Source organism: Flavonifractor porci (assembly GCF_037572415.1).
Lineage (GTDB): Bacteria > Bacillota > Clostridia > Oscillospirales > Oscillospiraceae > Flavonifractor > Flavonifractor porci.
The window spans coordinates 63,834-82,097 of record NZ_JBBHLB010000004.1 but is presented as its reverse complement, the minus strand read 5'-3'; the positions used below and the strand labels follow the sequence as shown (position 1 = coordinate 82,097).

13 protein-coding genes are annotated in these 18,264 nt (G+C 60.1%); 9 read left to right on the top strand and 4 right to left on the bottom strand.

Going from position 1 to position 18,264, the window contains the following annotated elements; all coding sequences use genetic code 11:
• Positions 1 to 37 precede the first annotated feature (37 nt).
• Complete coding sequence (locus tag WHJ28_RS04350) at positions 38 to 2,608, top strand: FAD-dependent oxidoreductase (protein WP_340039993.1); 2,571 nt, start codon at positions 38 to 40, stop codon at positions 2,606 to 2,608.
• A 123-nt stretch (positions 2,609 to 2,731) separates the two neighbouring features.
• On the opposite strand, the gene lysS is transcribed toward WHJ28_RS04350, so the two are convergent.
• The 3 genes from lysS to WHJ28_RS04335 all read right to left on the bottom strand — a co-directional run bounded on the left by lysS (position 2,732) and on the right by WHJ28_RS04335 (position 6,011).
• Positions 2,732 to 4,681, bottom strand: a complete 1,950-nt coding sequence (gene lysS / locus WHJ28_RS04345) for a lysine--tRNA ligase (RefSeq protein WP_340039991.1) — start codon at positions 4,679 to 4,681, stop codon at positions 2,732 to 2,734.
• 12 nt (positions 4,682 to 4,693) lie between these two features.
• Complete coding sequence (greA, locus tag WHJ28_RS04340; RefSeq protein ID WP_204704566.1) at positions 4,694 to 5,167, bottom strand: transcription elongation factor GreA; 474 nt, start codon at positions 5,165 to 5,167, stop codon at positions 4,694 to 4,696.
• A 130-nt stretch (positions 5,168 to 5,297) separates the two neighbouring features.
• Complete coding sequence (locus tag WHJ28_RS04335) at positions 5,298 to 6,011, bottom strand: hypothetical protein (protein ID WP_340039988.1); 714 nt, start codon at positions 6,009 to 6,011, stop codon at positions 5,298 to 5,300.
• A 203-nt stretch (positions 6,012 to 6,214) separates the two neighbouring features.
• On the opposite strand from WHJ28_RS04335, the gene WHJ28_RS04330 reads away from it, so the two are divergent.
• The 4 genes from WHJ28_RS04330 to WHJ28_RS04315 all read left to right on the top strand — a co-directional run bounded on the left by WHJ28_RS04330 (position 6,215) and on the right by WHJ28_RS04315 (position 11,898).
• A complete protein-coding gene (locus WHJ28_RS04330; protein ID WP_340039986.1) occupies positions 6,215 to 7,777 on the top strand; it encodes an alkaline phosphatase in 1,563 nt (520 codons plus the stop codon).
• A gap of 95 nt (positions 7,778 to 7,872) precedes the next feature.
• Positions 7,873 to 9,036: a YibE/F family protein gene (locus WHJ28_RS04325; RefSeq protein ID WP_340039983.1), complete on the top strand. Its 1,164-nt coding sequence runs from the start codon at positions 7,873 to 7,875 to the stop codon at positions 9,034 to 9,036.
• A gap of 87 nt (positions 9,037 to 9,123) precedes the next feature.
• Positions 9,124 to 10,806, top strand: coding sequence for a glutamine--tRNA ligase/YqeY domain fusion protein (locus tag WHJ28_RS04320; RefSeq protein WP_340039981.1), 1,683 nt, complete (start codon positions 9,124 to 9,126; stop codon positions 10,804 to 10,806).
• A 60-nt stretch (positions 10,807 to 10,866) separates the two neighbouring features.
• Positions 10,867 to 11,898 (top strand): threonine aldolase family protein, encoded by a 1,032-nt coding sequence (locus WHJ28_RS04315; protein WP_340039979.1) that lies wholly within the window; start codon positions 10,867 to 10,869, stop codon positions 11,896 to 11,898.
• Between the two features lie 61 nt (positions 11,899 to 11,959).
• Here the strand turns inward: WHJ28_RS04315 and WHJ28_RS04310 are convergent, their stop codons facing one another.
• Complete coding sequence (locus WHJ28_RS04310; RefSeq protein ID WP_340039977.1) at positions 11,960 to 12,745, bottom strand: hypothetical protein; 786 nt, start codon at positions 12,743 to 12,745, stop codon at positions 11,960 to 11,962.
• Positions 12,746 to 12,944: 199 nt separating this feature from the next.
• Here WHJ28_RS04310 and WHJ28_RS04305 point away from each other — a divergent pair, with 199 nt between their 5' ends.
• From WHJ28_RS04305 to WHJ28_RS04290, 4 genes are all read left to right on the top strand, one after another.
• Positions 12,945 to 13,259: a hypothetical protein gene (locus tag WHJ28_RS04305; protein WP_340039975.1), complete on the top strand. Its 315-nt coding sequence runs from the start codon at positions 12,945 to 12,947 to the stop codon at positions 13,257 to 13,259.
• Between the two features lie 250 nt (positions 13,260 to 13,509).
• The gene (locus WHJ28_RS04300) at positions 13,510 to 15,225 is read left to right on the top strand and encodes a zinc-ribbon domain-containing protein (protein ID WP_340039973.1); all 1,716 of its coding nucleotides are present in this window, start codon (positions 13,510 to 13,512) and stop codon (positions 15,223 to 15,225) included.
• On the top strand, positions 15,215 to 15,877 hold the full coding sequence (locus WHJ28_RS04295) for an ABC transporter ATP-binding protein (RefSeq protein WP_340039970.1): 663 nt from the start codon (positions 15,215 to 15,217) through the stop codon (positions 15,875 to 15,877). Before WHJ28_RS04300 ends, WHJ28_RS04295 begins: the two co-directional genes overlap by 11 nt.
• Positions 15,865 to 18,210: an ABC transporter permease gene (locus WHJ28_RS04290; RefSeq protein ID WP_340039968.1), complete on the top strand. Its 2,346-nt coding sequence runs from the start codon at positions 15,865 to 15,867 to the stop codon at positions 18,208 to 18,210. The genes WHJ28_RS04295 and WHJ28_RS04290 overlap by 13 nt, the downstream gene beginning before the upstream one ends.
• The last annotated feature ends 54 nt before the right edge of the window (positions 18,211 to 18,264 follow it).

The following is an 18,264-nucleotide window of genomic DNA, read 5'->3' as shown; positions in this document are numbered from 1 at the left end:
TAACACAAAAATTTGTCAATAAGGACGGGGAACAAAGATGCGTATTCTGGTCATTGGCGGCGTGGCTGCCGGTACAAAGGCCGCTGCTAAAATCAAGCGGGAGGACCGCAGCGCGGAAGTCATCATTCTGAATAAAGGTCAGGACATCTCCTATGCCGGCTGCGGCCTGCCCTACTATGTGGGCGGCGCCATTGGCAGCCGGGAGGAACTGATCGTCAACACCCCCCAGAAATACGCCGGACTCACCGGCGCTCAGGTGGTCACCGGCTGCGAGGTCACCCATGTGGACCCTGCCGCCAAGACGGTGAGCGGCCTGCGAAATGGTCAGAGCTTCACTGAAAGCTACGATAAGCTGATCATTGCCACCGGCGCCGCTCCCGTAGTGCCCGATATGCCGGGCAAGGATCTGCCCGGCGTGTTCCCCATGCGCACCCCCGACGACGCCGTAGGTCTGCGGGATTATGTGGCCGCCAACAGCTGCCGCCGTGCCGTGGTGGCCGGCGCCGGCTTCATCGGCCTGGAGATCGCTGAGAACCTGCTCTCCCAGGGTCTGGACGTGACTGTGGTGGATTTTGCCGATCAGATCATGCCCAGCGCCTTTGATCCCGAGATGGCTGACTTTGCCCGCCGGAAGCTGAAAGAAGCGGGTATCCGCGTAGTTACCGGCCAGCGCATCCAGTCCGTTACCGGCACCGACAAGGCCACCGGCATCGTCACCGACGGCGGTGCCATTGCCGCTGACGTGGTGGTGCTGTCCATCGGCGTGCGCCCCGCCACCGACTTCCTGAAGGATACCGGCATCGAACTCTTCAAAGGCACTGTGGTGGTGGACAAGGAGATGCGTACCAACCTGCCCGACATCTACGCCGCCGGCGACTGCGCCATGGTGTACAACCATCTTACCGGCAAGCCCCAGTGGTCTGCCATGGGCTCCACCGCCAACATCACCGCCCGTGCGCTGGCCAAAACCATCACCGGTACCGCCACTCCCTACGGCGGCTGCCTGGGCACCGGCGTGGTGAAGCTGCTGCCGCAGCTCAACGCCGGACGCACCGGTCTCACCGAGGCCCAGGCCAAGGCCGAGGGCTTTGATCCCATCACTGCGGTGTGCGCCTGCGACGACAAGGCCCATTACTATCCCGGCGCCTCCAGCTTCCTCACCAAGCTGATTGCCGACCGCAGCACCCGCAAGCTGCTGGGCATTCAGGTCATCGGGTCCGGCGCGGTGGACAAGATGGTGGACATTGCTGTTGTCGGCCTGTCTGCCGGTCTGACCATTGACGCCTTTAACGATCTGGATCTGGCCTATGCCCCCCCCTTCTCCACCGCCATCCACCCCTTTGTCCAGGCCTGCTATGTACTGGAAAATAAGCTGGCCGGTGTGCTGGATTCCTTCACCCCCGCCGAGTATCTGGCCGGCGCTGCCAAGGACTACAAGGTCATTGATGTACAGCCCGCCCCCGCCATCCCCGGCGCCCACTGGGTGGAACTGGGCAAGGTCAACGGTCCTCTGGAGGGGATTGACAAGGACGAAAAGCTGCTACTGGTGTGCAACCGGGGCAAGCGGGGCTACTTCCTTCAGAGCAAGCTGAAGTTCTACGGCTACACCAACACCAAGGTTCTGGAAGGCGGCGTCACCTTCAATCAGGTGAAGGTTCCCCGTCCCGCCGGCGCCGCTCTGCCTCCCACCGAGGTCAAACGCCTCAAGGGTCTGGGCTGCCTGTGGGATAAGCGCACCTCCGACTGCTTCAATGTCCGGGTCATTACCCGCAACGGCAAGTTGACCTTTGCCGAGCACGCCGCCGTGGCCGAGGCCGCTCAGAAGTTCGGCTCCGGCGAGGTCACCATGACCACCCGTCTGACCCTGGAGATTCAGGGTGTTCCCTACGAGAACGTGGAGCCCCTCATCGAGTTCCTCAGCGCCGCCGGTCTGGACGTGGGCGGCACTGGCTCCAAGGTACGCCCGGTGGTGTCCTGTAAGGGTACCACCTGCCAGTACGGTTTGATTGACACCTTCGACCTCAGCGAGAAGCTCCATGAACTGTTCTATAAGGGTTACCACGATGTGTCCCTCCCCCACAAGTTTAAGATCGCCGTGGGTGGCTGCCCCAACAACTGTGTCAAGCCCGACCTGAACGACCTGGGCATCATCGGCCAGCGCCTGCCTGAGCCCGATCGGAACAAGTGCAAGGGCTGCAAGGTGTGCCAGGTCGAAAAGGCCTGCCCCATCCACGCCGTGTCTATGCAGGACGGCAAGGCCGTCATTGACACCAGCGAATGCAACCACTGCGGCCGCTGCCTGGAGAAGTGCCCCTTCGGCGCCTACACCGAGAGTACCTACGGCTATAAAATCTACCTGGGCGGCCGCTGGGGCAAGAAGGTGGCCGCCGGACGTCCCCTGTCCAGGATCTTCACCAGCGAGGAAGAGGTCATCGCCCTGGTGGAAAAGGCCATCCTCTTCTTCCGGGATGAGGGCCAGACTGGCGAGCGCTTCTCCGACACCATCGCCCGCCTGGGCTTCGACTATGTGGAGGATAAGCTGCTCCACGGCTCCATTGACAAGGATACCATCATGAACAAGACAGTGATCGGCGGCGCCAGCTGCTAATCGCCACCCTTACCAAAAAAGTCCCCCGCCTGCTGCCGTATTCCGGCAGCAGGCGGGGGACTTTTGACATTTCGGGCAGTAAAAATGGGCTGCTGCAGGTTTGCAGCAGCCCATTTTTTACAATCAATAAAGCTTGGCGCCAGCGGGAATATGGTCGTCCACCATCAGGCAGTGGAGCTTCTCCTGGCCCTCCTCATAGTGGATGGCGGAGATGATCATGCCGCAGGAGTCGATGCCCATCATCTTGCGGGCGGGCAGATTGGTGATGGCAATCAGGGTCTTGCCCACCAATTCCTCGGGCTCATAGGTGTCGTGGATACCACTGAGGATCACGCGGTCAGTGCCGGTGCCGTCGTCCAGAACGAACTTCAGCAGCTTCTTGCTCTTGGGCACCGCGGTGCACTCCTTCACCTTGACGGCCCGGAAGTCGGACTTGGAGAAGGTGTCGAAGTCCACCTCGTCCTTGAACAGTGGCTCGATCTCCACCTTGGAGAAGTCGATGGGACCGGCCTCGGCGCGGGGCACGTCCACAGAAGCGGCGGGAGCAGCGGCGGTCTTGGGGGCGTCCACCTTCTCCAGGGGCTTCATGGTGGGGAAGAGGATGACGTCGCGGATGGAGTCGGAGTTGGTGAGCAGCATGACCGCGCGGTCGATGCCGATGCCCATGCCGCCCGTGGGGGGCAGGCCGTACTCCAGGGCGTTGATAAAGTCCTCGTCCATCATGCCGGCCTCGTCGTTGCCCATATCCCGGAGGGCCAGCTCATGCTCGAAGCGGCCGCGCTGGTCGATGGGGTCGTTGAGCTCGGAGAAGGCGTTGGCAAACTCGGAGTGGTTGACGAACAGCTCAAACCGCTCGGTGAGGCGGGGGTCCTTGGGAGAACGCTTGGTCAGGGGGGAGACCTCCACAGGGTACATGGTGATAAAGGTGGGCTGGATCAGCTTCTCCTCCACCCGCTGGTCAAAGGCCTCGTACAGAGCGGTACCCCAGGTGCGCTCGCAGCCCTCCATGTCGATGCCCACAGCCTCAACCGCCTTGCAGGCCTCCTCGTCATCAGAGATGGCGTCAAAGTCCACGCCCACATACTCCTTGACGGCGTCGATCATGGTCAGACGCTTCCAGCCGGGAGTCAGGTCGATCTCCACGCCCAGCCATTCCACCTTGTAGGAACCCAGGATCTCCTTGGCGGCGGAGGACAGGATGCCCTCGGCGATATCCATCATGTCGTGGAAATCGGCATAGGCCTCGTACAGCTCGATGGAGGTGAACTCAGGGTTATGCTTGGGGTCCATGCCCTCATTGCGGAAGATGCGGCCGATCTCATACACCCGCTCGAAGCCACCCACCACCAGGCGCTTCAGGTGCAGCTCGGTGGCGATACGCATATACATATCGATGTCCAGGGTGTTGTGGTGGGTGATGAAGGGCCGGGCGGTAGCGCCGCCGGAGATGGTGTTGAGGACGGGGGTCTCCACCTCCATGTAGTTGCGCGCATCCAGATACTTACGCACGTGCTTGATGAAGGCGGTGCGGATCTCAAAGGCACGGCGCACATCCTCGTTCATGATCAGGTCCACATAGCGCTGACGGTAACGGGTCTCCTTGTCGGTCAGGCCATGGAACTTCTCAGGCAGAGGCTGAAGGGACTTGGAGAGAAGGGTCACCTTATGGGCCTTCACAGAGATCTCGCCCCGCTTGGTCTGAAAGACCTCGCCTTCCACACCCACGATATCGCCGATGTCGATCTTCTTGAACTTGGCGAAGGCCTCCTCGCCCAGCTCGTCGATGCGGACGTACAGCTGGATGCGGCCCTTGCCGTCCTGCAGATCGCAGAACATGGCCTTGCCCATGCCGCGCTTGGACATGATGCGGCCGGCGATGGAGGTCTCGGAGCCCTCCAGGGCCTCAAAGTTCTCCTTAATATCGGCAGAGTGATGCTTCACCACATATTTGGTGATCTGGAAGGGGTCCTGGCCCGCCTCCTGCAGCTCCTTGAGCTTGGCGCGGCGGATCAGTCGCTGTTCGGACAGGTTCTGCTCTTCGGGCTGATTGACGCTTCTCTCTTCAGTACTCATTGCTCTTGCTCCTTACTTTTGAATCTCTAGGATACGATACCTTAACACACCGGCGGGAGCCTCCACCTGGACCTCCGCGCCTACCGCACAGCCCAGAAGGGCTTTTCCGAAGGGAGAATCCTCGGAAATGCGGCCGTTCATGGGGTCGGCCTCCTGAGAACCCACCACCTGGTAGGTCTCCTCCTCCTCAAACTCCAGGTCCAGCACCTTAACGGTGGAACCCAGACGGACGGAGTTGGGGTCGCTCTCATGCTCTTCGATGACCACATAGTTGGCCAGGATATTCTCCACCTCGGCAATGCGGGAGTAGAGCTTACCCTGCTCGTTTTTGGCCTCGTCATACTCGCTGTTCTCAGACAGATCGCCGAAAGAACGGGCCTCCTTGATCTGATCGGCCACCTCTTTTTCACGGACGGTCTTCAGATAATTCAGCTCCTGTTTCAATTCCTCCAGGCGCTCAGCGCTGAGTTTAAATTCTTTCGCCATGTCGATCGTGCACACCTTTCCTTGATTGCTTTTACTCTATCAGGATGGAGCCAATATGGGCTCCTGCAAATTCAGAACGGAAACACTCCGCCACGTTAATACGATATTATATGTAGTTTACCACCTCCTGTCAAGTCAATAATTTGGTATTAGGTGGCAGAACGTTGAGCTGCTCCTGACCGATCCGCCCCTCCTCCCACAGCAGGGCCAACAGGGGGAGCCGGTCCAGTCCGGCAGGCAGCGTTTCTCCTCTGATAGCGGGCAAAAAACCCGCCAGATCAGGTGTGGGACCATAGAGGCGGAACACGGTCTCCCCTGCCGCCGGAGACGGGCCAAAGCATAAAGTTACATCAGCTTTCATTCCCTCGGGAGGCCGCACCGCCGCCCCAAACTCCGCCCTCAGCCAGGCGGCCAGCTCCTCCCCTTCCTCCCCGGCGTCCACCATGAAATCCCGTACCTGAGGACACAGCTGTTCCGCCGTCCGGAAGAGGGCCGGACTTACCCCCGTCCCGGACAGCAGCACCGCCGCCTGCTCTGGCCGCCGTTCCCGGCAGCGCAGGGCCGCCAGCGCCAGCGCAGGGGCCAGCATCTGACAAAAAGCCTCTGTCTCCACCGGACGCAGCCCCGCCTCCTCCAGCGCCTCCCAGCAGGGAAATCCCGCCTGGGTCAGCACCCGGCGCACCCCGCTCCGGACCAGCTCCCTGGCGCCCCGGGCCACCCGCCGCAGCCGGGCCCGCTCCCTCATCCCCTCCCGCACCGGCACCGTGGCCCGCTGACAGGGCAGTCCCAGCAGCCAGTCCCGTTCCACCCGGATTCTGCGGCCTTTTTCTTCTTTCCATTCCATGATCCCCACCATAGTGTCACCTCGCCTACAGCCTATGCTTTTTCCTTTCTGGTATGCCGCTTTACTTTTCCGGTTCTTTACAAAGCCTTACCTTGATTTTGCACACCTTTACGGTAGGATGATAGCGCACCCGTGCCCCTTCGGGTATGATTCATATGTCTCTGGAGAGATTAAGATTGAACCCGATTTTGGAGGAATCAAACATGAATTGGAAGCGTCCCCTGGCAATCACTCTGGCCGCAGCGTCCTTCGGCACCGCTCTGGCCGCCTGCAGCGCCCCCGCCGCCTCTACCCCCGAAGCCAGCACCACCCCCACGGTGGAGGCACAGAATCTGTCCAACCAGTCCGTCAAAGCCCCCAAGTATGTGTTTCTGTTTATCGGCGACGGCATGAGCTATCCCCAGATCCAGTCCACTGCCGACTATCTGGGCGCTCTGACCGACGCCGACTACTGGCAGGCCGAGCCCAGCCTGGACGACAATGGCGGCGCTACTCTGGACGGCCCCTCCTACCTGAACTTTATGAACTTTGAGGCTGCCGGTTCCGCTGTTACCTATGACTCCAACAGCTTCTGCCCCGACTCCGCCTCTACCGCCACCTCTATTTCCACCGGCCACAAGACCTATTCCGGCACCATCAACATGGATGAGACCGGCACCACCCCCTATGAGACCATCGCCGAGAAGGTCCACGACCAGCTGGGCATGAGCGTGGGCGTCATCTCCTCCGTCAACCTGAACCACGCCACTCCCGCCGCCTTCTATGCCCATCAGGCCAGCCGCAACGACTACTACGAGATCGGCCTGGAGCTGGTGGAGTCCGGCTTTGAGTATTTTGCCGGCGGCGGCCTCCTCAAGCCCACCGGCGCTGACGAGGATCAGGAGGACCTGTACGCTCTGGCCGAGCAGGCCGGCTACAACGTGGTCAAGACCCAGGCCGAGGCCGAGCAGGTCACCGAGGGTCCTGTGATCATTGTTGACGAGCATCTGGCCGACAGCGACGCCATGGCCTACGAGCTGGACCGCGCCGACGAGATGTGGTCCCTGGCCGACCACGTCTCCAAGGGCATTGAGGTGATGGAGGGGGATGAGGACGGCTTCTTCATGATGTGTGAGGGCGGCAAGATCGACTGGGCCTGCCACGCCAACGACGCCGCCTCCTCCATCCACGATACCAAGGCTCTGGCTGACGCGGTGCAGGTAGCCATCGACTTCGCTGAGGAGCATCCTGAGGAGACCCTGATCCTGGTCACCGGCGACCATGAGACCGGCGGCCTGACCATCGGCTTCGCCGGCACCGACTACGACACCTACCTGAACCTGCTGGAGGCTCAGAAGATTTCCTTCGCCAAGTACGACAGCGACTATGTTGCCGCCTATAAGGAGAACAAGACCTCCTTTGAGGATGTGCTGACCGACATCGAGACCCTGTTCGGCCTGAAGACCCAGGGCGAGGAGGGCGACAAGCTGGTGCTCACCCCCTACGAGCTGTCCCAGATCAAGACCGCCTATGAGAAGAGCATCAACGAGACTGCCACCGGCATGGATGAGCAGCAGGAGTATGTGATGTACGGCACCTACGAACCCCTCACCGTCACCATCACCCACATCCTGAACAACAAGTCCGGCGTGTCCTTCACCTCCTACAGCCACACCGGCCTGCCCGTGGCCGTGCTGGCCCATGGCGTCAACGCCGGGCAGTTCAACGGCTACTATGACAACACCGAGATCTTTAACAAGCTGGCCGGTATGCTGAACGTGCAGTAACGTCCTCTTCCCTTCCCACCCCTGTTTACAGACAGCAAAAAGGGTGCGGCTCATGCCGCATCCTTTTTGCCCATACGAAAGGACCGATCCGTTTCATGACATCCCTTCTCCTGGACCCCAATAAGCGCCGCTACTACGCGCCCCTTGCTATCTGTCTGGCCCTGATCCTCTTTCTGATTCTGATCCCCACCGGCTTTGAGGGAGCCCTGCAATATCAGCAGGCCGACCGCTGCACCGCTCTGGTGACGGCAGTGGACGACTCCGCCATCATTGACACCGGCCTGGTCCGCTCAGGCGAGCAGCGCTGCACCCTGGAGCTGCTGGGCGGCCGCTTTAAAGGCCAGACTGCCACCGGCGTCAATATGCTCAACGGCTCTCTGGAGCAGGACAAGCTCTTTGCCCCCGGCGACAAGGCCATGGTGGTGGTAAGCTACCAGGGAGACGAGATCATCTCAGTGACCATGACCGACCACTACCGCATCGGCAAGGAGGCCATCCTGGCGGGCATCTTTGCGGTGTTTCTCATTCTCTTTGCCGGACGCACCGGCGTGCGGGCTATCGCCTCCTTTGTGCTGACGGTGCTCATGCTGTGGAAGGTGTTGGTTCCTCTCTACCTCAACGGCTGGAATCCCATCTTCATGGGCCTGCTGGTGACCCTGGTGCTCACCCTGCTCATCATCGCCCTGGTCTACGGCTTTGACCGCCGGTGCCTGTCCGCTGTATCCGGCGCTTTCCTGGGGGTACTGGTGACCTGCGTGCTGGGCATCCTGTTCACCGACCTGTTCCAGATCCACGGCGCGGTGATGGCCTATTCGGAGAGCCTGCTCTACGCTGGATATCAGGACCTGAACCTGACTCAGATCTTTATGGCCTCCATTTTCATCGGCTCCTCCGGCGCGGTGATGGACCTGAGCGTGGATATTACCTCCGCCGTCCATGAGGTGGTGGAAAAGCGGCCTGACATCTCCCGCTGGGAGGCGGTACGCTCCGGTATGAACGTGGGCCGGGCCGCCATGGGCACCATGACCACCACCCTGCTGCTGGCCTACTCCGGCGGCTACATCGCCCTGCTGATGGTCTTTATGGCCCAGGGCACCCCCATCTGGAACATCCTTAACTATAAATATGTGGCCTCCGAGATCGTCCACACCATCGTGGGCTCCTTCGGTCTGGTCACGGTGGCTCCCTTTACCGCCCTCACCAGCGGTTTCCTTCTGGCTGGCCGTAAAAAACAACTGTCCCTTGAGGAGGCGGAATAATCCGCCTCCTTTTTTGTTCCGCTCTTGCTTTTTTTCCAGTTCCGGGGTAAAATATTGGTTCGTATTAAGATAAAGGAGTGAAACCAAATGCCAGAAGAGCTGAACCCCACCATGACGCAGAACTTCATCCATGATTTCATCGACGAGGACATCGCCCAGGGTGGTCAGTTCCAAGGCATGACCGTCCACACCCGGTTCCCCCCGGAGCCCAACGGCTACCTGCACATCGGCCATGCCAAGGCAATTTTTGTAGACTTCGGCACTGCCGAAAAGTACGGTGGTCTTTGCAACCTCCGCATGGATGACACCAACCCCACCAAGGAGGATGTGGAGTATGTGGAGGCCATCCAGGAGGACATCCACTGGCTGGGCTACGACTGGGGTGACCGATTCTACTTCGCCTCCGACTACTTTGAAAAAATGTATGAGTACGCCGTGGAGCTCATCAAGAAGGGTCTGGCCTATGTGTGCGAGCTCACCCCCGAGCAGTTCAAGGAATACCGTGGCGACGTGAACACCCCCGCCCGCTCTCCCTACCGGGATCGTCCTATCGAGGAGTCCCTGGACCTGTTTGCCCGGATGCGTGCCGGCGAGTTTGAAAATGGCCGCATGACCCTGCGCGCCAAGATCGATCTGGCCAGCGGCAACTTCAATATGCGCGACCCCGTCATCTACCGCATCAACCATATGCACCATCACCGTCAGGGGGACAAGTGGTGCATCTACCCCATGTACGACTTTGCCCATCCTCTGGAGGACGCCCTGGAGGGGATCACCCACTCCCTGTGCTCCCTGGAGTTTGAGGATCACCGGCCTCTGTACGACTGGGTTATCGCCAACTGCGATGTGCCCGCCAAGCCCCGGCAGATCGAGTTTGCCCGACTGGGCATCAACTACACCGTTATGAGCAAGCGCAAGCTGCGCCAGCTTGTGGAAGAGGGCCGGGTGTCCGGCTGGGATGATCCCCGTATGCCCACCCTGTGCGGCCTGCGCCGCCGTGGCTACACCCCTCGGGCCATCCGCAATTTCTCCGAGCGCAACGGCGTGAGCAAGGCCGCCTCCACCGTGGAGTACGCCTTCCTGGAGCACTGCCTGCGGGAGGACCTGAACCTGACCGCCCAGCGTGTGATGGCGGTGCTGCGTCCCGTCAAGCTCACCATCACCAACTACCCTGAAGGCCAGAGCGAGACTTTCTCCGTGGAGAACAATCCCAACGATCCTGCCGCCGGCAGCCGTGAGATCACCTTCTCCCGCAACCTGTATGTGGAGGCCGAGGACTTCCTGGAGACCCCGGTGCCCAAGTACAAGCGTCTCTATCCCGACGGCCCCGAGTGCCGTCTGAAGGGCGCCTACCTCATCAAGTGCACCGGCTGCGCCAAGGATGAAAACGGCAACGTCACCGAGATCTTTGCCACCTACGATCCCGACAGCAAGGGCGGCGATCCCGCCGACGGCCGCAAGGTGAAGGGCGCCACCATCCACTGGGTGGACGCCGCCACCGCCGTGGACGCCGAGGTACGGCTGTACGACAACCTGTTCACCGACGCCGATCCCGACGCCGGCGACAAGAACTTCCTGGACTGCCTCAATCCCGGCTCCCTGGAGGTGCTGACCGGCGCCAAGGTGGAGGCCGGTCTGGCCAATGTGGAGGCTCCCGCCTCCTTCCAGTTCCTGCGCCAGGGCTATTTCTGCGCCGACAACAAGGACAGCGCCCCGGGCCATCTGGTGTTCAACCGTTCTGTGAGCCTGAAGGACAGCTTTAAATTCTAAATTTTTAAAGAGTGGCGCGCGGGGCTATGCCCCCGCGCCATCCGTTTGGAGGTCATGAACATGAAATTCTGGTTCCGCAACGACTATTCCTTTGGCGCCCATCCCAAGGTCCTGGAGGCCGTCTGCGCCGCCAATCTGGAGGGCAACATCGGCTATGGCGACGACAAGTACACCGCCAAGGCCAAGGACCGCATCCGTGAGGTATGCGGCTGCCCCGACGCCATGGTGGAGTTTGTTGTGGGCGGCACCCAGGCCAACGTGCTGTCCTGCGCCTTCCTGCTCAAGCCCTGGCAGGCGGCCATCTGCCCCGACTCCGGCCATCTGAACGGCCATGAGGTGGGCGCTTTTGAGGCCACCGGTCACAAGATCCTCACCGTTCCCGCCTCTCCCGACGGCAAGATCGTCCCCGAGCAGCTGATCCCCCTTCTGAAGCTCCACCAGGATGTGCACCTGACCGAGCCCGGTCTGGTCTATATCTCCAACGCCACTGAGAACGGCGCTGTGTACACCAAGGCAGAGCTCACCGCCCTGTACACCTTCTGCCGCGAGAACGGCCTGTACCTCTTCATTGACGGCGCCCGTCTGGGCTGCGCCCTGACCTCTGACGCCAACGACCTGACCCTGCCCGAGTTTGCCCATTTGTGCGACGCCTTCTACATCGGCGGCACCAAAAACGGCACCATGTTCGGTGAGGCTCTGGTCATCACCCGGCCTGAGCTGACCCAGGGCTTCTTCCGGATGAAGAAGCGTATGCTGGCCGTGATGGAGAAGGGCTGGATCCAGGGCGCCCAGTTCCTGGCCCTCTTTGAGGATGATCTGTATTTCAAGATGGGCCGCCAGGCCAACGAGATGGCCGCCCGCCTCCAGAAGGGTCTGAAGGCCAAGGGCTGGAAGCTGTGGGTGGAATCTCCCACCAACCAGATCTTTGTCATCGCTCCCAACGCCGTGCTGCCCAAGCTGGACGAAGTGTGCCAGTACGAGGTCTGGTGCCCCTATGACGATTCCAACACCGTGGTCCGCTTCGTGGCGTGCTTCCACACCACCGAGGCTGACGTGGACGGCCTGCTGGCTGCCCTGCCCGACCTCAAGTAAATCTGCTCTGAAAAACGCCTGTGGCCCCTTGGCCACAGGCGTTTTTTCGGAGTGGTGCAGTTTACCAGCCGCCCATTTCTACTGTTTCAAAGTTCTCTCTCGCCAAATAGCAATAGTAGTGGATAACTCCGTCGATAGAACTGGGCCCCTGTATACACTCCATATGATCCTCGATCACGCCTACCGTACCGTCCAAACTGCTTCCCACCTCAGGCTCCAGAGTACAGACCTGATAAGTCCATCCGTATCCAAATTTCTCCTGCATTGCTCTTCCCCAATACATGGTGAAACTGGTCAGGCTACCTGCCATCAGCAGATCCGTACCCTCGTAGGGCACAATCTCAACATCCAGACCTTCCTTCACATAAAACACATAGACTGCGCTCCAGGTTAACTGGTGGGCTCCGGTTTCCCAATCGACCACTTCTGCCAGTTCACTAACCTTGCAGGGATACCCATCCGCCGTATATGCCGCCACGCCTGTAATGATATCCTCTTTTATCGCGTCCTGGATGGTATAGCGCTCTCCGTCCACCAAAAATCCGGGCACCAAATCCCGCGCCAATTCGCCTTCTTGATTATAGAAGCGGATTACATAGGGGTAATATCCGGGGATGGGCTTCAGTATGGAAGGCAGCTGATCTACATCCACAGGGCCGGTCTCCAGCAAACCATCCAGAGACTCCTCTTCTGCCATAATTTCTTCAAGTTTCTGATACCCTTGGTCTTCCGTCTGGGAAAACGCCTCCTCGCACCATTCCATGACCCGATCTTCACCAGAAGAACAGGCTGTAGCCATACAGGCAATGCTCAGCACCGCCAGAATCATAAGCACGCTCTTTTTCATTTTCTTTCCTCCTGTCGTTCGGTCCATCTCGCGATGTCAATAGTAAGAGACACCGCCATGGCCTATGGTTTTATCCCGGATAAAAAATTTTCGTTTTTGTCTGTCTGTTCATTACTCCGCCTCTCTGCTACAATAGAATTAAAACAGGAAGACTGTTGATCTTATCAAATACAAACTGGCCGGAAGGGACGTAACAAATATGAATAGACCTTGGAACCACGACTTTGAATTCGATGACGCAGATGAAACCGAACTGCTGGAAGCTTCCACCGGCTTTTCCCTTCTGGAGGAGGAACAGGACAACAGCGAGATGCTGCAGGTCCTGGAGCGGCAAATCAGTACTCTTCAAGTCCAACTGGACAATCTGGAGGAAGATCTGGCCCGACTGACGGAGGGTCCCGACGCTGACAGCGCCCAGGCTGCGCTGGTGCTTCGCCTGAGAGACCAGGCGGACCGTCTGGCCGCCCGTATCGATGAGCTGGAGTCGCAGGCAAACACACTGTCAGCATCATAATCAGAGTATCGCCCGCCGGCCCAGCCGCGCGGGCGATTATTCCAGCATGGAGAACGTCTGCTCCGCATACCGATCACAGAGGACAGTTCCCAAACGCAGGGAACAAAGAACCCCCGCCTTTTATGGAACATTTTGTAACTTCCTGTTGACTTCTTTTCCTACTGCCCGTACAATCGTGATGTGTGGATACAGAGGAAACGTACGTTGCGCGCAGCAGACCCGCTGCTATCTTATTGAGGGAGGAAGAAACATGAAAAACTGTCTCAACTGCGGCCAGCCGTTACACAACGAGGCCGCCTTTTGTCAAAACTGCGCTACCCCCGTTCCCCAGGACCCTGCGCCCGTTGATACCCCTGCATTTTGCAGCAACTGCGGCGAGCGGCTCACCCCGGATACGAAATTCTGCGTCAACTGCGGCACTCCGATCGAACAGGAGCCTGCTCAGTCTGAAGAGACTCAGGCTGTTTCCAAGCCTACTGTGCCCGGCCGCAAAAAGAAAGTAATCATCGGCGCCATCGCCGCCGCAGTTGTGGTGGTAGCAGGTGTTCTGGTAGTTCCCCGGCTCTTTTCCTCGCCGTCCAAGCAATTTGTCTCTTACCAACAGGATCTGTTTGTCGACCGTGCTCTTGGTGCGCTGGAGGAAAGCGTGGACACCATCGGCAGCGGTAAGTTCTCTTCCGACCTGACGATCACTGCCATCACAGACAGCGCAGAGATCAACCAATACCTGGAGGACTCCTCCGTCAGCCTGAAGATGGATCTGAATCGGGACACCTTGCTTGCCAACGGTGAACTGACCCTAATGGGCAGCCCCATTCTCTCCGGCCTGCTGTCTTATGATAAGGGAACCCTGGGCTTCTACCTGCCCGAGATCGAGGATACCTATTACACCATGAATCTCTCCCATACCGTGGGCGCCATCACCGGCCGAAAGGTCGACCTGAGCGTGCTGGCCCTGCCTGAGATCTCCGGCAAGGAGTGGCGCTCTCTGCTGGAGTCCTATCTGGATATCGTGTATGCGGTGGTCAACGAGGAAAACGTCACCGTTCAGGACGGTGTGCCCATCTTCCTGCCTGAGTTGGGCGGCTCTGGAATGGGGACTTGCTATACGTTCCAGCCCCGGGCGGAGGATGTGGAGGCTATGCTGCTCAAACTGGCCCAGACGCTGCGTGAGGACGAGACTCTGCGGCAGCTGATCCTGAAGCTCATCAACCCCGATATGCTGACCGCCGCCTTCGGTTCCGCTATTTTCAGTGGTTATGATCTGGAGGAGGAGCTGGACAGCGCCCTGCTCTCTCTGGCGGATGAACTGGAATACAACGCCGCCGATGCAGGCCGTGAAGTAGAGGAAGCTGGTTTCACCTGGGAACTCTATGTAGAAGGGAACCAGGTCCGTATGATCCGTCTGTTTACCGACTATTCCGATACCACTTTGGTCTATGAGTCTCAGGGCGCGGAATCCGACCGGCGGCAGGAAGCCTTCTATGTAGAAACCTATGACGAGACCCAGTTCCTGCTGACCCACTCCTACACCAAAAACGGCAGCGTTTCCAACGGCGTGATCAGCCTCACCCAGCCCTATGGCGCCTCCCTGGAGATGCGGTACGACATGGATTCGGAGAAAAAATCTCCTCTGGGCATCCCCCAGGGCTCTTACCGGGTGTATTCCGATATGCTGCCTGTGAGCCTGACGCTTGACGTGACCCAGGGGCAGGACAACAGCGTGGACCACACCTTCCAGATCCAGGGCGATTCCTATGTGTTTAACGGTGCCTTCAGCTCTCTGGAGGTCAACATCAACGCCACCGACGGTTCCTCCGCCAAAACTCCCGATGTGCCTCCCTACGATATCAGTGACTTCAGCTATTCGGAATACTATGATTTGTTCCAGAGACTGGGCGCCTCTGTGGAGCAGGATCTGATCCGCAACCTGGAGCCGTTGATGGATGCCTCTTATGGATGGTAACGCGGTTTTATGTACCCTGCGGCAGGTAGAAAAGCGCTACTCCCACCATGCTTCTCCTGTATTGGGCCCCATCTCCCTGACCCTGTCCCAGGGGGAGGTATTGGGCGTCCGTGGCTCCAATGGCGCGGGCAAGAGCACTCTGCTGTCCATCCTGGCCGGAGTGCTGCGGCCCGATGCCGGAGAATATCATCTGGCCCCGGAGGCTGTTGGCAAGGTGGCCTATGTGCCTCAGGAGCTCTCCCTTTACCACACCCTCACCGGGCTGGATAACCTGCGGTTCTGGGGGCGGGCCTGCGGCCTGCCCCGGCAGGCCATCGCCATCCGCAGCCGCTGGCTGTTGGAGCAGTTGGATCTGACCGACAAGGGAAAGCAGCCGGTCTCCGCATACTCCGGCGGGATGCAGCGCCGCCTCCATCTGGCCAGCGCTCTGATGATCACACCCAAAGTGCTCCTGCTGGATGAACCTACCGTGGGCGCGGATGCCCGCTCGGTGGAGCTCATCCTGTCCATGGTGGAGCACTTGCGGGACATGGGCTGTGCCATCGCCATGATCTCCCACCAGCCCGGCGAGCTGGAGCGGGTATGCAGCCGGATGCTCACCTTGGAAGCCGGCCGGCCTGTCCCGGAGGAGGGAAACCCATGTCCGGACTGAAAGCCGCCCTCTATAAAGATCTGAAACTGTTTTTCAGCGGTGCCGGGGTGGCCGCCCTGCTGCTGCCCTTTTTACTGCTGGCAGCCTTCCGGATTGGGCTGGGCGATCTCACCACCCAGAGTTATGTACAACCTTTTCCCATTGCTGTACGGGATGAGGATGATACCATCATGTCCCGCTCCCTTATTGCCCAGATGAAGCGCATCGAGTTGTTCTCCGATGTGTCCGTTCTGGAGGAGGACACCAACAATGAGCACGCTCTGAATCAGGGCGCGGCGGCGGTCATCACCATCCCCAAGGACTTTTTCTACGATCTGTACACCATGACCGACTGCCCGGTCTCCATTGTTCTCAACGGAGATATGCCGCTGGAGTCCACCCTGATCTACTCCATCTTCGGCTCTGTGATGGATATCATTCGGGGCAATCAGGTGGCCTACACCGCCGTATACCAGCTGTGCTACGGCGATTTGGACAACGAGCAGCATTGGGCCCTCTATCAGGAATCCTCCGTCAACCTGCTCCGAGATGCCCTGGGGCGCCAGAACGTCTTTGAAAATGAGGCAGTCCAGGCCGACCTTCAGGGAGCGCTGGAGCGACGGCTGACAGCCTGTGTGCTGTCTGTGCTGGCCCTCTTCTTCTCCATTGCCGCCGTCAAAACCCTGCCCGAGGAGTTGGGATTGGGCATTCTCCCCCGCTACAGGGCTTTGGGCGGCTCTTTGGGCACCTTTGTCCTTTCCAAGCTCCTGGTGGCCTACCTGCTGACCCTGCCCACCCAAATCCTGATGCTGGCAGTCTTTCAGCCGGAACGCCCCATTTTGTTTCTGTTCCTCGCCCTTCTCCTGCTGGCCGCCGCCTTTGGCATCCTGCTGGGGCTGGCCGCATGGCTGGGCAATCCCGCCTCGGTCCAGCGGTGGGGCAATCTGCTGCTCTTTCTATCCCTGGTACTGGGGGGCACCCTCTGGCCCCGTCAGCTTCTCCCAACTCCCCTGCCTCTGCTGGGCAAATTCACCCTGCCCTACTACGCCGGGCTGGGACTGGAAGCCGCCGCCTACGGCCTGCCGCCGGTGAAGCTGTTGGGTCTGCTCTGGCCCATTCTGGCCATGGGAGGCGCCGGCCTTCTGTTCGCCTTGTTCATGCTGCGCCGGAACAAGAGGAGCAAAGCCGCCCGTACCGACCACGGCAATCCCGCCAAGCCCACAGCCGTCCCCGCCCTGCTTCCCTTCCCGGCCCGGCTGGCCAGCCTGTCCGGCATCAAGCTCACCGCCATGTCCGGCGGTCTGCGGGGACTGGTCGGGCTGCTGGCAGTGGCGCTGCTGTGCGGGATGGCCGCCTCCTCTGTTCAGTCGGGAGGCAGGCAGCAGCTGTGCCTGGCGGTCTATGACCAGGATCAAAGTTCCCTGTCCCAGGAGTTGGTTCAGCGACTGAGCCAGCATACCGAACTCTCGGTACGCAGCTGCGGCAAAGAGGAGGGGCTTCACCTGCTCCTGCTGGGAGAGGTGGAAGGTCTGCTCACCATTGGAGAGGGCTATGGCCAGTCCTTGAGCACTGAGAAGCAAATCCCCCTTCGCTATGAGGGCGCTTCGGCGGCCGTCTCCCTCCAGGGCGCCCGGGAGATCATCGCCGGGCAGGTCTCCCTCCAGCGCAGCCGGGCCCAGGCCAGCGGCAACGCGGAAACCCATCTGGGGCGGGTCCTTTCCGCCCAGGAATCCGCTCAGCTCCAGATGCTGATGGATGAGGCCGAGGCCTCCATGCCGCCTCTCCACCAGATGCAGATGCAAAACGGCGCCTCCGCTCCCCTGCCCTTCGTCCCCAGCCAGATCAGCTTTACAGCGCTGATGGTCCTGTTCACTTTACTGACCTCGGCGGCCTGGACCGGAGGCCGGGACGGCAGATTGGTTGAGCGGCGGATGTGGTCTCTTCCCTTTGGCCGGGTGCTGTCCTACGGCAGCGACTGTCTGGCCCTGGTGGGGCTGGGGCTTCTGGTCTCCCTGTGCATTCTGCTCTTTGGCGGCTGTGCCGATCTGTGGACCGCCGCCGCTACCCTGGCCTACACCCTGTGCGTTTCCGCCCTGGCCCTGATGCTCATCCGGTTCACCGGCACCGACGGACGGGTAGACGGACTGGCCCCCTTCCTGGCCCTGATCCTCTGCCTGCTGGGCGGGTGCTTCATGGACCTGTCCCAGCTCTCCCCCGCCCTGCAGACCGTCTCCCTGCTGACCCCACCGGGCCTGGCGCTGGAGGCCTCCCGTGGCACCTGGCCCGCTTTGCTGGCCCTGCTGTGCGCCGCGGCCATCCTCTTCGTCATCGGCCTTCATCCCCGCAGGAAGTAGCGGCCCGTTCCACAGGTATGGAATATGCCTTCCCCTTCTTACCAATCGTACAGT

Coding starts and splice junctions, on each gene's coding strand:
- WHJ28_RS04350 (WP_340039993.1), top strand. CDS start 38: ATGCGTATTCTGGTCATTGGCGGCGTGGCTGCCGGTACAAAGGCCGCT.
- lysS (WP_340039991.1), bottom strand. CDS start 4,681: ATGAGTACTGAAGAGAGAAGCGTCAATCAGCCCGAAGAGCAGAACCTG.
- greA (WP_204704566.1), bottom strand. CDS start 5,167: ATGGCGAAAGAATTTAAACTCAGCGCTGAGCGCCTGGAGGAATTGAAA.
- WHJ28_RS04335 (WP_340039988.1), bottom strand. CDS start 6,011: ATGGAATGGAAAGAAGAAAAAGGCCGCAGAATCCGGGTGGAACGGGAC.
- WHJ28_RS04330 (WP_340039986.1), top strand. CDS start 6,215: ATGAATTGGAAGCGTCCCCTGGCAATCACTCTGGCCGCAGCGTCCTTC.
- WHJ28_RS04325 (WP_340039983.1), top strand. CDS start 7,873: ATGACATCCCTTCTCCTGGACCCCAATAAGCGCCGCTACTACGCGCCC.
- WHJ28_RS04320 (WP_340039981.1), top strand. CDS start 9,124: ATGCCAGAAGAGCTGAACCCCACCATGACGCAGAACTTCATCCATGAT.
- WHJ28_RS04315 (WP_340039979.1), top strand. CDS start 10,867: ATGAAATTCTGGTTCCGCAACGACTATTCCTTTGGCGCCCATCCCAAG.
- WHJ28_RS04310 (WP_340039977.1), bottom strand. CDS start 12,745: ATGAAAAAGAGCGTGCTTATGATTCTGGCGGTGCTGAGCATTGCCTGT.
- WHJ28_RS04305 (WP_340039975.1), top strand. CDS start 12,945: ATGAATAGACCTTGGAACCACGACTTTGAATTCGATGACGCAGATGAA.
- WHJ28_RS04300 (WP_340039973.1), top strand. CDS start 13,510: ATGAAAAACTGTCTCAACTGCGGCCAGCCGTTACACAACGAGGCCGCC.
- WHJ28_RS04295 (WP_340039970.1), top strand. CDS start 15,215: ATGGATGGTAACGCGGTTTTATGTACCCTGCGGCAGGTAGAAAAGCGC.
- WHJ28_RS04290 (WP_340039968.1), top strand. CDS start 15,865: ATGTCCGGACTGAAAGCCGCCCTCTATAAAGATCTGAAACTGTTTTTC.